Below are 14,761 nucleotides of genomic sequence, written 5' to 3' on the forward strand. Positions count from 1 at the left end.
AAATGAACCAACCCAAAACAAGCAAATATAGATGGACCATCTGTTTGCTGTTATTCTTAGCTACGACCATAAATTATTTAGATAGACAGGTCCTTTCTTTAACCTGGACAGATTTTATTAAACCGGAATTTCATTGGGACAATAACGACTATGGAAATATAACAGCCCTGTTCTCTATTTTTTATGCCATATCGATGCTTTTTGCAGGGCGTTTAGTTGATAAACTAGATACTAAAAAAGGCTTTTTATGGGCCATCGGTGTTTGGTCAATTGGAGCCTGTTTACATGCTTTCTGTGGTATTGCAACTGCAGGTATTATCAATGGCAACTGGTTTGTAGGCTTTGAAGGCGCAAAAGAAATTATTGCCCGTATTAACGATACCGGTTTAGTGGTTTCGGTAAGTGTTACCCTCTTTATTTTTGCCCGTTTTGTATTGGCGGTTGGTGAGGCAGGGAACTTTCCTGCAGCAATTAAAGCCACTGCCGAATATTTTCCTAAAAAAGACCGGGCATTTGCAACCAGTATTTTCAATGCTGGTGCTACGGTTGGTGCATTGGCTGCCCCTATTACCATCCCTTTTATTGCGAAAGCTTATGGTTGGGAAATGTCGTTCATCATTATCGGTGCCTTGGGCTTTGTGTGGATGGGATTATGGGTTTTTGTGTACAACAAACCAGAGTTACATAAACGAGTTAGTCCGGAGGAACTGGCTTATATCCAGCAGGATGTAATCAACGACCGGAAATTGGCCGATTACGTTGAAGAAACCAAAGAAAAAGTTTCGTTTATCGATTGTTTTAAATACAAACAGACCTGGGCATTTGCTTTTGGTAAATTTATGACCGATGGGGTTTGGTGGTTCTTTTTATTCTGGACACCTGCCTACCTGAAATCGGTTTATGGAATGGATTCTACTCAAAGTGCGCTTCCATTATTTGTGCTTTACATGATTACGCTGCTTTCGATTATCGGAGGATGGTTACCTACTTATTTCGTTGATAAAAAAGGTATGAATCCTTACGAAGGCAGAATGAGGGCCATGTTAATTTTTGCATTTTTCCCACTGTTGGCTTTGGCGGCGCAACCTTTAGGCCACATTACTTACTGGATTCCGGTAATCATTATTGGTATTGCAGGTGCAGCCCACCAGGCTTGGTCGGCAAATATATTTTCTACTGTGGGCGATATGTTTCCTAAAAAAGCCATTGCAACCATTACTGGTATTGGTGGTATGGCTGGAGGTTTAGGCTCTTTCATCATCAATAAAGGCTCTGGTTTGCTGTTCGATTATACGGGCAAAAACAAGATCGTTTTTATGGGTTTTAAAGGTGAAGAGGCTGGTTATTTCATTATATTTTCCATCTGTGCGGTATGTTATTTAATCGGCTGGACAGTAATGAAATCCTTAGTACCAAAATATAAAGTAATCGAACTAAAATAAACCAGGGGCTGATGTTAAAGAAAGCTTTCTGAACCATCGGCCTTTTTATACAAACGAATCTATACTTAAACGGTAGATTTAACATTAATTTAACCCTAACAACAAATAAAATTGAGTACAACGCTAAACCTCGAAAGTATTTTCGTTGAAGAGAGCCAGATTCCAGATGAATTTAGGCTCACGGAAGAAATCAATCAAAAGGAGTTTCTGTCAAATGGAGAAATGAAACCATGGAACGGACCATTTAATGAAGTTTTTTCTCCGGTATGCGTAAAAACCCCTGAGGGCTTAAAACGGAAGCGTATCGGTAGTTTCCCTGTTTGCACGGAGAAAGAGTCTAGAGAAGCTTTAGATGCAGCTGTAGCCGCTTATGATAATGGCCGCGGGCAGTGGCCAACTATGAGCGTTGCTGATCGGATTAGCTGCGTGGAAAACTTTACGCATAAAATGATTGAGCAAAAGGAGATTGTTGCGAAGCTCATTATGTGGGAGATTGGTAAATCTTATGCCGATTCGGTAAAAGAGTTCGATCGTACAGTTGAATATATCTATGCTACGATCGATGCATTAAAAGATATTGACAGACAGTCATCGCGCTTTGAAATCGAGCAGGGAATTGTGGCCCAGGTACGCCGTTCTCCACTTGGGGTGGTACTTTGTATGGGGCCGTTTAATTATCCTTTAAACGAGACTTTTACAACCCTGATCCCGGCTTTGATTATGGGCAATACGCTTTTATTCAAACCACCTAAACACGGTACTTTATTACATTACCCTTTATTGGAGGCTTTCCGTTCCAGTTTTCCTAAGGGTGTGGTAAATACGATTTATGGTCGAGGCAATACAATCGTTCCGGGATTGATGAAATCGGGAAAAATCAATGTGCTTACCTTAATTGGCTCAAGTAAGGTTGCCAACGAACTTAAAAAACTGCACCCTAAAGTAAACCGGTTAAGGGCTATTTTAGGTTTAGATGCCAAAAATGCAGCGATCATCACCAAAGATGCCGACCTGGATTTAGCGGTTTCTGAAACCGTATTAGGTTCACTTTCTTTTAACGGACAACGTTGTACAGCCATTAAAATAGTTTATGTACACCGCAGTTTAGCACAGGAATTTTTAAAACGTTTATCTGCAGAGGTAGAAAAACTGAAGTTTGGCATGCCGTGGGAAAAAGGCGTAAACCTTACCCCCCTGCCGGAGCTGAACAAACCCGAGTATTTAAAAGAATGTATTGATGATGCCGTTTCGCACGGGGCAAAAGTGGTGAACAAAAATGGTGGACAAACTTTAGAAACTTTTGTTTATCCTGCCATTGTTTATCCCGTAAACAGTAACATGAAACTGTACCGCGAAGAGCAGTTTGGACCGATTGTACCTGTTGTGCCTTTTGATGACCTGGAAGAACCTATCGAGTATTTAATTGGCTCGCCACACGGCCAGCAGGTGAGTATTTTTAGCAACAATGCTGCGGTAATTTCTTCACTGATCGATCCTTTGGTTAACCAGGTAAGTCGTGTAAATATTAATTGCCAATGTCAGCGTGGACCAGATGTTTTTCCTTTTACTGGGCGTAAAGACAGTGCCGAAGGAACACTTTCTGTGGTGGATGCCCTGCGTTCGTTCTCTATCCGCTCTTTAGTAGCCACTAAGTTTACAGAGGATAATAAAAAGTTACTTAACGAAATTGTGAGGGGAGATGATTCGAACTTCTTAAGTACGAAGTATATTTTTTAAAAGATCAGTTTATAAAAATAAGCCGCAAAACACAGGTATTAATCTGTGTTTTGCGGCTTTTTGTTTTGTATTCTTAGCTGTCATTCTGAACGCAGTGAAGAATCCCCAAACGATGAAAGGCAGAACCCAAATTAAGTTATCTCTTAAAGATTAGATTATTTGAGAGGTTAGTACGCTTAACTAAAAGATCCTTCACTAGCGTTCAGGATGACAAACTATGTTTTTTAAACTGGTTTATAAAAAGCAAGCCGTAAATCATGGATTTGCGGCTTTTTGTCTATAGTCCTCGTTTTGTAACGAGGATTAGCGAGATCCGCATTTGTAATGCGGTATTATGCTATTGGCGATACAATCGCCATTCTCAGGCATCCTCGTTGCAAACGAGGACGATGATCATATTTATACGCCCAACTCTGTGTACTCAGTGAATTTTTCGGTGCACTCGGTGGTAAAAAATATAGTTGTCATCCTTCACTGCGTTCAGGATGACAACTATATTTTTTACTTCAAACTCTTTACCAAACTCAATTTCAACTCTTTTATTCCGTTCACTACCAAACCTGCTACCTGTTTAGCGCCCTCCGGACTTAAATGCGTATTGTCTTTTTTGCCTTTAGGATAGTTTACATTCCCTGAATCAACATAATTGAATAATTTGATTGAAGGTTCATCTCCCAAGCGGATCAGTAAACTTTCCGTTTTCGCCAGCATATCGATTAAAGGAACATTCAACGAATCGGCTACCTGGCGGGTTATGCCCGGGTAATCACCATGCGAATCTATCAAAACTCCGTTTTTAAAACTTCTGCGGGAGATTGGCGTCAGTAAAACCGGGAAAGCTTTTTTGCTCCGGATTTCTTTTACATAATTCACCAGATTGGTCTTAAAATCAGCCAACGAAACACCAACCGCTGGTTTGTCAACTTTCTCATCATTATGCCCGAATTCGATAAACACATAATCTTCAGGGTTTAATTGAGCCAATATCGGATCCCAACGTTTTTCGGCCCTGAACGATTTGGTACTCCTGCCATTTAAAGCCCGGTTATCAAGCGTAATATCAGTTTTAAAATAAGACTGTAGCACCATTCCCCAACCTGTTTCGGGATAGGCTTTTTCCTCCTTATTGGCCGCGGTAGAATCGCCGATGATGTACAGCTTTGTTTTCTTTTGAACAAAAGTAAAAGAGAATAAAACGGCCAAGGCCCCTGCCGCAAAAATCTTAAGGAAATTCGTTTTCATTTAATTAATTTGTGATTGGATTCCATTGATCCGATCCGCTCAGTATATTTTTTAAAGTATAGTTTTTGGCCTCTTTATCAGTAAGCTGTTTCGTCCAGGCTAATCTTGTTTTCGGCGATGCCCCGTCGCCTTTACTTTTATATTCCGCATAAAAAACGGTTAGTTCCTTATTTGGGAACATCAGATCGCCTTTCCATGGATTCCAGCCTTCGGGTAAAATATGTTTTCCCAGATCGCAGGTAATAAATACCGTTTTTGCATAAGGCCGCCATGGTCTGCCCAGATACGCTTTGGTTACAGTTTCATCTGCAATGAGCATACAATTTATGAAAACAAATCCGAATTTTTGCTTTGATGAAGTTGAAGCTGCGGTAACATAAGAATCGCTTAAACTTTTAATGGTACAAGTTTGAAAGACTACTGTGGCCTTGCCGAAAATAAAATCGGTTGTGCCTTCGATATAACAGTCCTGAAAGAATTGACGGCTGTTTTCGATTGCAGCATAAAGCGTATCCTGGTTGCCCAGAAACCTGCAGTGTTTTGCGATAAAGCGATCGCCTTCTACATGTAAGGCAACAGCCTGACCGACTCTTCCGGATGAATTGATAATGGTTAAATTTTCGAGGTGGATATCATTGCCCTGAACCAATACCGTGAATGAGGTATAAGTGCTGAATTTGGCATTGCCAAAAACATCCCTACCCATCGGGTTTGGTTTTCCTGAATAATCACCACAAGTAATTATGGTTTTTTCGACATCTTCTCCAATAATCGAAATCCTGATTTTCCATGAGGGAATAATTAATTTCTCTTTGTATGTGCCGTTTTTAACATGAATTTTAACTTCTTTCTCGCCCAAATCCCTCACCGAATTTACAGCCTCCTGGATGGTTTTGTAATTTCCGCTGCCATCCTGTGCAACGTTTATTTCTGAAGGATATTTAGGATCCTGGGCATGGAGATAAAAAAAGGGAACGATAACTAAGATAAGTACTACAATAAATTTCAGATAGGATTTTCTTTTCATTCTCTTCGATTAATCTAAAGCATAAAGTTCATTAAAAAAGGGCAGATTAAAACCTGCCCTTATCAATTATAAAATTAGTTTCTCCACCTGGGATCGCCGACTCCATTAGTTTTTAAATCTGACTGGCTAATGGTAAAATTGCCAGTTGCAGGTGATGTAAAGCCTGGATTTAATGTAGTAGAGGCTCCTGTATCGTATTTAGCCCCTGATGTTGCACTTCCTGATAGGTAAGTTGGTGCATTGAAATAATTATTTGCGGTAAAATTAGCTGCAACAATATTTGTTAATGCCTGATTTGTTAAAATACCACCAGAGTTTGCCACAATATTTTTCGAAAAGTAAATTTCGTGTTTAGCTAACCGAACATAAAACAACCTGTTCGCCGTGCCATTACAAATTCCATTAAGTGTATTGGTGGTAACCGTAATTACCGAAGTGATGGCTGGAAAATTTGTAGAGCCTGTTGGATCCATCCGGAAGAAATCTCTTGCTAAAACTGAAGCATAAACGGTATTATTAGAAAAGTTAAGGGCTTTTGTTAATCCTGATCTAAAGTCTATAAAATCTCCACCAGTACATTCTATATTACTGATCACATTTCCTTTAATTGATACTGATTCGATAAGTGTTTTCACATTTACATACATCAAACCTTTAACATAGTTCTTGATTGTGCAATTTTCAACCGTAAGATGGCCATAGGCATTATCAGAAGCCTGATCGTATATAATGGCTTGATTGCCATTTAATGCTCCTGTACCATCAATTTCCAGATCTTTTAAACCCAGGCCAGCATTAGACTTAAGCCTTACTACCATCCCCTTAATAATTGGCTTATCGGTTGGTTTTGCTCCTTTTAATGAAATAGAGGCAGTCACAGTTACGTCTGAGTTAATGGTGTATGTGCCAGGGAAAAGTGCAAAAACATCACCAGCTTTAGCATTTGCCATTAATGTGGCTAAATTATCTGTTGGAGTAACAGCTATGGCACCGCCTAAATCAAGTAGCGTTGTAAAAGTAATAGTACCTCTTATTTTAGCTCCATTAAATAATTTTGCAGTATATAATGTTTCGCCCGTTAGACCAGTAATTGTTGCTTCGCCAGCAGTAATTTCGGCAGGGGTTAGGGTGTGCGTAATGTTGCCCGGTGTTAGGGTAATGGTTGTTGCCGTTTCGCCAACAGGCCAATTTAAAACAACAGTGTTGGATGTTAATTTGGCCGCATTTACCGCCTGGAAAATTTGTTCGGCATCTGTTTTTAATGTTGCCGTAATCCATTTAGAATCAGTAACCCCATCTCCAAGAGCTTTAACCCTAACTGAGTATTGGGTATCGCCGGCTAGTCCTGTAACCGTGTATGGTAATTGCGCAAAGGTGACATTACTTATTGATTTAGTAGGAGTGCCAGAAAAATCTGCAGTTTCAAAAACCTCAATATTATATGATTTTGCATTGTTTACTGCTTTCCACGACAATCTTATGCCTGTTTTATTTACAATGCTAGCAGTTAAATCTGTAGGAGAAAAAACCCGGTCAACCTGTAGTTTAGTTACTTCTTCAAGCTCATTATCTTTACATCCTGAAAACCCAATTAAAGTCATCAGAAAGAAAACGATGATATATATATTATTTCTTTTCATTACCAATAAGTTTATAAGCCCAAATTTTTGTTGTTTAACATTCCGTTAGATGAGTCTATAAATACCTGCCAAATAGGCCAGAACTGTTGCTTGTTTGGGTCTTTTGCATATAATGCATCCCAATAAGTTTGAGTGTCTCCTGTGGCAGACATTGTCCAGGCTTTATTTGAGGTATAACCCAATGCAACACCTTCCGCATCGGTATCGCCAAAGTTTAACCCGTAAATCTCTACAGTTTCGCCGTTTGCTGCCGTTCTATAATAGATTTTGGCGGGAAGTGCGGCGTATTTACCTTGTCTGGTTTCTAATTGTTGCAATTTTGTTTTAGCTTCAGCCAACTTCGTACCTAGTAAATTCCAACGGATTAAATCATTTTTTCTTAACATTTCGCCAGTAAATTCTAATGCCCTTTCATTTACAATTGCATCAAAAAAGGCTTGTTTAGAAGCGGTTGCTGTTGCCATAAATGTGGTTACTTTTGTGGGATTGGTGGGGAAAGCCCTATCACGTATCATTTTAAGGTATGGAGCTGCAGCTGCTGGTCCATCCAACTCGTTAATTGCCTCTGCTGCCATTAAAACAACGTCTGCATAACGCATGTACATCCAATTTAGGCCATCGTCATTGGTAGAAGTAACACGTCTTTTCATCCATTCGTAACGATATTTACCAAAATATAAGCGGCCTAAAGTGGAAGGAACCTGATAACCTCCTGTTTCTCCAACTCCACCATCCCATTCGTAAGGAACTATACTTACAGCTTTTCTTACATCATCTCTATCGTACTCATATAACATAATCGGGTTTGGTCCGTCAGTACCACCTTTATTCTGCCCGGTATATTTATCTGTTTTAAGGTGTTTAACGCCCAAATCAAAAATAACCCTGCCTCTACCTTCGCTAAAAGGAATTTCCCACATCGATTCCAGCCCTGCGGCACCAGCCTCCTCATTTAATTTTCTAAATACCTCTTCAAAGCCTAATAACCTAAGTTTGTTACTGCCGATTATATCTAAACATTCCTTTTTAGCAATGGCATACATTTTATCGCGAGATAAATCAGGATCGGTACTTAAACGAACTGTTCCATCCAAACGTTGTGCATAACCACCGGCAGATAAGGCCAAACGGGCTCTTAAACCTTTTGCAAAGGCTTTAGATACACGCTCCACTTTGGCTGTTTTAGCATTTTCTCCAGGCCATGGTAAATAACCAGCAGCTTCATTTAAATCGGCCAGTAACTGCTTGTAAATGATATCTCTATCGCTTCTTTCCAAATAGGTGGTTTGGGTTGTAATCGGTTCAAACCGGGCAGGTACATCTCCCCAGCCTTTAATTAAGTCATTATACAGGACAGCTCTTAAGGTCAAAATTTCACCTAAAATCTGAGCCATTTGAGGGTTACTGCTAATGTTGCCATATGTTCTTAAGCCCCTTATAGCTAGATTGGCTCTTTCTATGCCTTCATAGAATTTAGCCCAGGCATTATCTAAGGTGTTCATTTGGCTATTATTTGCATTGCCATCGTAATTAGATAGGTTCGATTTATCGTCAATGGTTTTTAACCCGTTATAAACTTCAGCATCATTGTTAAGTCCATAATAGACTAAGAATCTTCCGCGGTACGAGTTGGTTTCGCCAAATGATTGAAGTATACCTGGTATCGATCCTTCTGCCAAACCTGGTGTAGAAAAAATAACAGATTCATCTAAAGCAGATTTTGTTGGAGCATCTAACGTTTTCTTACAGCTGCTTATAAAAGCAAGAAAAGTAATGAAGAACAATATATATGTAATCTTTTTCATTGTTATAAAAATTAATGATGCGTTTAAAAATTAACATTTAAACCCAGAAGGAATGATTGGCTTTTTGGATAGGCAGAATAATCTACGCCTGGTGTAAGCGGTGTTCTGCGGCGTGTCGAAACTTCCGGATCGAATCCGGTATAATTTGTCCACAACCACAAATTATAAGCAGATGCATAAACCCTCAATTTTTTCATTTTTAATTTGGAAGCAATTTTATCTGGTAAGGTATAACCCAACGTTAATGTCGATAATCTTAAAAAAGACCCATCTTCAACTGCCCAGTCGCTTAATACAAAACTTTTCATGTAAGGAGACCATAAAGTGGTGTTTGCGTTCATGGCTGACAGCTCAGCAGGATCGTTACTGATTGTGCCGTCAGCACGTAGGTTTGTCCAACGGTTTCCTGTTGCCATCTCCGAAATCATGTTCCTGGAGTTATATTTACTGGTAGAGGTATATTCTATCTTATTGGCATTATAAATGTCGTTTCCATAACTCCAGTTAAAATAAGCACCGATATCGAAATTATAAATCCGGGAATTAATGGAGAAACCTCCCGTATTTAAAGGATTCGCATTGCCGATAATTGTTCGGTCGGATTGATCGATTTTACCGTCGCCAGAAATGTCTTCTATCTTCATTGTGCCTGGACGAATTGTTCCCAAAAATGCGCTTCCATCTACTATCCCAGGTTTTAATGTCCAGTTACCAGTTGTAGCATTATAGCCTGAAAAATCAGAAACTTCGTATCTGCCTGCGTTGCGGTAACCAAAAATTCTACCCACAGAAGCGTTTTCTTCTACCAGATAATCTACACCAATTTCTGTTGAAGCCCATCCAGCCGAGCCATTGATGTTTTTAACAGAACCTAATGAAAGTACCTTATTGCGGTTTATGCTAATATTCGCATTAAATGATAAATCGAAATTGGTTTTACGTATAGCATTCCAATTCAGGCTAAGTTCTAAACCTTTGTTCTGTGTAGAGCCTATGTTACGATACTGAAAATCGTAGCCCGTACCTGCCACGGGAAATGCAATTAACAGGTCTTTGGTTTTGTTTAAGTAGGCATCAACAGTACCTGTAAGTTTAGAGCCCAATAAGGAGAAGTCTAAACCGATGTTTCTGGTAACCGTAGTTTCCCATTTCAGGTCAGGGTTTGCCATTGTTTTAGAAGCAGCCCAGTAATTACCAAAACCATTTACCCATGTAGTAACCGAATTTTGGAGTGATTGGGTCATTTGACCTGGAGGGATGTTGTTATTACCCGCAGTACCATAACTCAATCTTAATTTTAAATCAGATAACCAGGATTTTGTACCTTTCATAAAATCTTCCTGAGAGATTCTCCATGCCGCAGAAGCCGAAGGAAAATATCCCCATCTGTTTTCTGGAGAAAATTTGGATGAACCATCTGCCCTAAAAGTTGCACTGATTAAATATTTGCCCAAATAATCGTAATTCGCCCTGCCAAAGAATGAAAGTAATTTATCATCAGGAGAAAAATTGTTGTCGATTGAATTTGCTTGCCCCTGGGTAGATAAAAATCTGGTATCCTGAAAGGTAAAAGATGTAGGGAATCCATGTACTGTATTGGTTAATACCTGTAATTCTGTTTTAATATATTCTTGTCCCAACAAAACATTCAAATTGTGTTTTTTATCCAGAATTTTTCCAAAGCTGTAGTTTAGGGTATTTGCATTTCGAATACTATTCCTACTTGTATTGGTAAAAATTACCGCAGGTTTATTTTGGTTGGGTCCTGATGGAACATTTCTTACATAATAAGTGGTGTTGCCATAATAACGGTCTTGATTGTTTCTAAGATCATCAAAGCCCACTTCAGACTTGAATCTTAAATTATCAATAATATCGTAGCTTAAAGCCCCATTAATATTAAAGGTTTTGCGCTGAATATACTGATCGTTATCTGAGATTGAAATTAAAGGGCTATATAGATTAAACTCCTCATTAGTTTCAGTTGTTGTAGTTAAACCGACTACCGGGAAAGGCGGATAAATCATGGCGTTTTTTAAACGCGAATCTGCAGAAGAAACCTCGTTTTGCTCATTCGAACCACCACCTTTGGTTTTAGCATTTGCATACCTAAAACCAAAATCGAGCGTAAGGCCTTTGTATAGTTTATGGTTTAGCTTAAAGTTTACATTTTGTCTCTCATAGTCAGAAAGCTGCATAATGGCTTTATCCTTAACATAACTGTGGCTTAAGCTATATTTGGTTTTTTCGCCACCACCATTTATACTTAAATTGGAGTTAAAGGTATTGCCTGTGCGGCCAAATATTATCTCTTGCCAATCGTTAGCAGCTACGTTCTGGTATAAATCGATGTCCTGGTAGTTACCAAAATACTGCGTGTAATCTGTTAATGATTTATCTAAAAGTGCTCTTTCATATTGCCAGGTTACATAATCGTATGGAGTTAAAACATCTAGTTTCTTCGCCAGGTTTCTTACGCCGCCAAATACATTTAAGCTAATGGTGGTTTTACCGTTTTTACTGTTTTTTGTAGTAACGAGAATTACCCCATTTGCGCCCCTGGAGCCATAAATGGCTGTTGATGAAGCATCTTTTAAAATGTCAATAGACTCAATATCCTGTGGTGCAATATCGGCAATAGTAGCTACAGGGAAACCATCTACGATATACAATGGAGAGTTATCTCCTGTAATGGAACCACCACCTCTAACTCTTACGGTTAATTCTGCATTTGGCGAACCCTCGGTTGATGAAATGTTAATCCCTGCTACGCGACCTTGAATAGCCTCAAGTGCAGAAGATACCGGAGCTGCAGCAATAACATCAGCACCTACGGAACCAACAGCACCAGTTAAGTCCTTTTTACGTACCACGCCGTAACCAACATTAACAGTTACTTCTTCAAGATTGTTGGCATCCTCATCTAAAGTAACTGAAAGTTTCGTTTCGTTTGTTACCGTAACATTTTTGGTTTTATAACCAATGTAGGTAAAAGTTAAAACCGCACCATTTGCCGGGATGCTGATCTTGAAAGTGCCATTAGCATCGGTACTGGTTCCGTTTTTCGTACCAGCAAGGGCAACACTCACGCCAATTAGCGTCTGGCCGTCTTTTTTGTCTTTCACCGTTCCGGTAAGCTGCCTGTTTTGTGCCTGAGCCAATGATAATCCGATAAAAGAGAGAAATGTAAATAAGAGTAAAACTCTGCTCATAATTATTAATTTAGTAGATAAGATTTGGTTTTTTTAAGATAGTGCAATCGCTTGCACATAGAATATAATTCTATTTCGGAGCGTTATACTTTGTTTATATTTGGTTATTTTTACTTAACAATTTTACAAACTAAAAAGCAATTGAAACCAGATTTAACTAAAAAAGTGTGCAAACGTTCCCAAAAACGTTATCTTAACGTTTATTAATATTGATGAGTAAATCCACCTTAAGAGATATTTTTTGTAACTTGTACGCAATACGAATATGAGATTTGAAACATCTACCATAAAAGATATTGCTAAAGCATTAGGGCTCTCTACATCTACGGTTTCCCGGGCTTTAAGAGATCGTTACGAAATTAGTGAGGAAACTAAAAAGCTGGTTTTAGCCTATGCTGAAAAGGTAAATTATCGCGCCAATCCGATCGCCAGAAGTTTAAAGGAACGTCGTAGCTATTCAATCGGCATTATTGTAAGTGAAATTGCCAACAACTTTTTTTCCCAGGTGATAAATGGCATTGAATCAATCGCCTACGATAAAGATTACCATGTAATTATTTCTCAAAGCCATGAATCGTACAAGCAGGAAAAATTAAACGTTGAACACCTGGCATCGCGTTCTATTGATGGTTTATTAATTGCGCTTTCCTCAGAAACACAGGATATTGATTATTTAAGACATTTATATGCTAAGGGTTTACCAATCGTGTTTTTTGATCGCGTACCCCAGGATTTTGAAACCCATAAAGTAATTGCCAATAACTTTAAGGGCGCTTTTGATGCCACGGAACACCTTATTTTATCAGGAAAAAGAACTATTGCCCATTTAACGAATTCAGAAAACCTTTCGATAACGAAAGAAAGGTTAGCGGGTTATAAAGCGGCTTTGGTTAAATATCATATCGGGTTTAGGCCCGAACTGGTGAAATATTGCCAGCATGGCGGTATGCACAGTGCGGAACTTGAAGAAGCGGTGAAAGAACTTTTGCCACTTAAGCCTGATGGGATTTTTATCTCGAGCGACCGTTTAACCACAGGTTGTATTATGGCCCTGAAGAAAACCAATCCTGAAGTAGCACATAAAATTGCGATTGCAGGTTTTACCAATTCCAATCTCGTCGAATTGTTTTCACCATCCTTAACCTCAGTTAAACAGCCTGCATTCGAAATGGGACAGGTGGCTACCGAATTATTGATTTCGATGATCGAAGCTAAAAGACCCGTTACCGAGTTCGAAACCAAGGTTTTAGATACGGAACTGGTGAAGAAGCGGTGAGCGCCAAGCGGTTTGCGTGTGGCGCGAGGCGTTGAGTGCCCAGCGCTAAGCGTGTGGTGGTTAGCGTTTAACGCTACGTTCAAATAAGCCTCCGATTTAACAGACGGTCTGATATGCGCTTCGTATGAAACGCTTATCGCTAAGCGCCGAACGCTACTCTCCAAACTAATTATTACCTTTGCAGCATGGTAGAGATCATATTAAAAAAGGGCAAAGAAAAAGCGGCATTACAAAGACATCCATGGGTATTTTCCGGAGCATTAGAAAAAGTTAAGGGAAAGCCTGAAGATGGTGATGTGGTTAAAGTTTTTGCTTTTGATCATGAATTTCTGGCCTATGGATATTTCAATAGCAATTCGCGTGTTGCTGTTCGCTTGTTAGAATGGGACGAAACACAAACGATTGATCACAACTGGTACCAAAACCGGTTAAAACAAGCCATTGCTTCGCGTCAATTTATTTTAAGCGAACAGACCAATACCTGTCGTTTAGTTTTTAGTGAAGCCGATTTTCTGCCGGGTTTAATTATTGATCAATATGCTGATTTTCTTTCTCTTCAGATTTTAAGTTCCGGAATTGAAAAGGTTAAAACAGAGATTGTAGAAATACTAAAAGCAGAATTAAAACCCAAAGGCATATTCGATAAAAGTGATGCAACCGCACGTACCCACGAAGGTTTACCTATTGAAAACGGATTGATCTGGGGCGAAAATCCACCAGAATTTTTGGAGGTAAGAGAAAATGGAATTATTTATCATATCAATATTGCTGAAGGACAGAAATCAGGCTTTTATTGCGATCAGCGCGATAACAGAGGTATTTTAGCCAGTTATACAAAAGGCAAAAAAGTTTTGGATTGCTTTAGCTATAGCGGAGGTTTTAGTCTAAACAGTTTGGCTAATAACGCGACAAGTGTTACTAGTGTTGATAGTTCGGCTTTGGCTGTAGAAACCTTAAAGCAAAATGTAGCCTTAAATAAATTCGATGCTGATAAAGTGATAGCCATTCAGTCGGATGTAAATAAACAACTCAGGGCTTTTAAAGATTCAGGAGAATTATTTGATGTAATTGTGCTTGATCCGCCTAAATACGCGCCATCGCGTTCAGCGTTAGATCGTGCAGCAAGGGCTTATAAAGATTTAAATCGTTTAGGCATGTTGTTGCTCGAAAAAGGAGGCTTATTGGCTACTTTCTCTTGCTCAGGGGCAGTTGATATTGAAACATTTAAGCAAATTATTGCCTGGGCAGCACTTGATGCCGGCAAGGAAGTACAGATTATTAAACAATTCTGCCAACCCGAAGACCATCCGGTTCGGATTTCTTTTCCTGAAGGAGAATACTTAAAAGGACTATTGTTAAGGGTGCTGTAAATTTCCCCCT

General features: G+C 39.2%; 9 protein-coding genes. 4 read left to right on the top strand and 5 right to left on the bottom strand.

The genetic code is table 11. The annotated features are described in order from the left end of the window. Positions 1-2: 2 nt before the first annotated feature. The gene (locus BCL90_RS18780) at positions 3-1,442 is read left to right on the top strand and encodes an MFS transporter (protein ID WP_121285750.1); all 1,440 of its coding nucleotides are present in this window, start codon (positions 3-5) and stop codon (positions 1,440-1,442) included. A 111-nt stretch (positions 1,443-1,553) separates the two neighbouring features. Next, positions 1,554-3,179, top strand: coding sequence for an NADP-dependent glyceraldehyde-3-phosphate dehydrogenase (locus BCL90_RS18785; RefSeq protein WP_121285752.1), 1,626 nt, complete (start codon positions 1,554-1,556; stop codon positions 3,177-3,179). Positions 3,180-3,680: 501 nt separating this feature from the next. Here the strand turns inward: BCL90_RS18785 and BCL90_RS18790 are convergent. The 5 genes from BCL90_RS18790 to BCL90_RS18810 all read right to left on the bottom strand — a co-directional run bounded on the left by BCL90_RS18790 (position 3,681) and on the right by BCL90_RS18810 (position 12,105). After that, positions 3,681-4,421 (bottom strand): rhamnogalacturonan acetylesterase, encoded by a 741-nt coding sequence (locus BCL90_RS18790; RefSeq protein WP_121285754.1) that lies wholly within the window; start codon positions 4,419-4,421, stop codon positions 3,681-3,683. Positions 4,422-4,425: 4 nt separating this feature from the next. Next, the gene (locus BCL90_RS18795; RefSeq protein WP_121285757.1) at positions 4,426-5,448 is read right to left on the bottom strand and encodes a pectinesterase family protein; all 1,023 of its coding nucleotides are present in this window, start codon (positions 5,446-5,448) and stop codon (positions 4,426-4,428) included. A 74-nt stretch (positions 5,449-5,522) separates the two neighbouring features. Continuing rightward, complete coding sequence (locus tag BCL90_RS18800) at positions 5,523-7,088, bottom strand: DUF4957 domain-containing protein (RefSeq protein ID WP_121285759.1); 1,566 nt, start codon at positions 7,086-7,088, stop codon at positions 5,523-5,525. 11 nt (positions 7,089-7,099) lie between these two features. Further along, complete coding sequence (locus tag BCL90_RS18805; RefSeq protein ID WP_121285761.1) at positions 7,100-8,893, bottom strand: RagB/SusD family nutrient uptake outer membrane protein; 1,794 nt, start codon at positions 8,891-8,893, stop codon at positions 7,100-7,102. Positions 8,894-8,916: 23 nt separating this feature from the next. Beyond that, on the bottom strand, positions 8,917-12,105 hold the full coding sequence (locus BCL90_RS18810) for a SusC/RagA family TonB-linked outer membrane protein (RefSeq protein ID WP_121285763.1): 3,189 nt from the start codon (positions 12,103-12,105) through the stop codon (positions 8,917-8,919). 265 nt (positions 12,106-12,370) lie between these two features. Here BCL90_RS18810 and BCL90_RS18815 point away from each other — a divergent pair, with 265 nt between their 5' ends. Continuing rightward, positions 12,371-13,381: a LacI family DNA-binding transcriptional regulator gene (locus BCL90_RS18815; protein ID WP_121285765.1), complete on the top strand. Its 1,011-nt coding sequence runs from the start codon at positions 12,371-12,373 to the stop codon at positions 13,379-13,381. A gap of 185 nt (positions 13,382-13,566) precedes the next feature. Then, positions 13,567-14,751: a class I SAM-dependent rRNA methyltransferase gene (locus BCL90_RS18820; protein ID WP_121285767.1), complete on the top strand. Its 1,185-nt coding sequence runs from the start codon at positions 13,567-13,569 to the stop codon at positions 14,749-14,751. Positions 14,752-14,761 lie beyond the last annotated feature (10 nt).

This window comes from Pedobacter alluvionis (genome assembly GCF_003664035.1).
Classification (GTDB): domain Bacteria; phylum Bacteroidota; class Bacteroidia; order Sphingobacteriales; family Sphingobacteriaceae; genus Pedobacter; species Pedobacter alluvionis.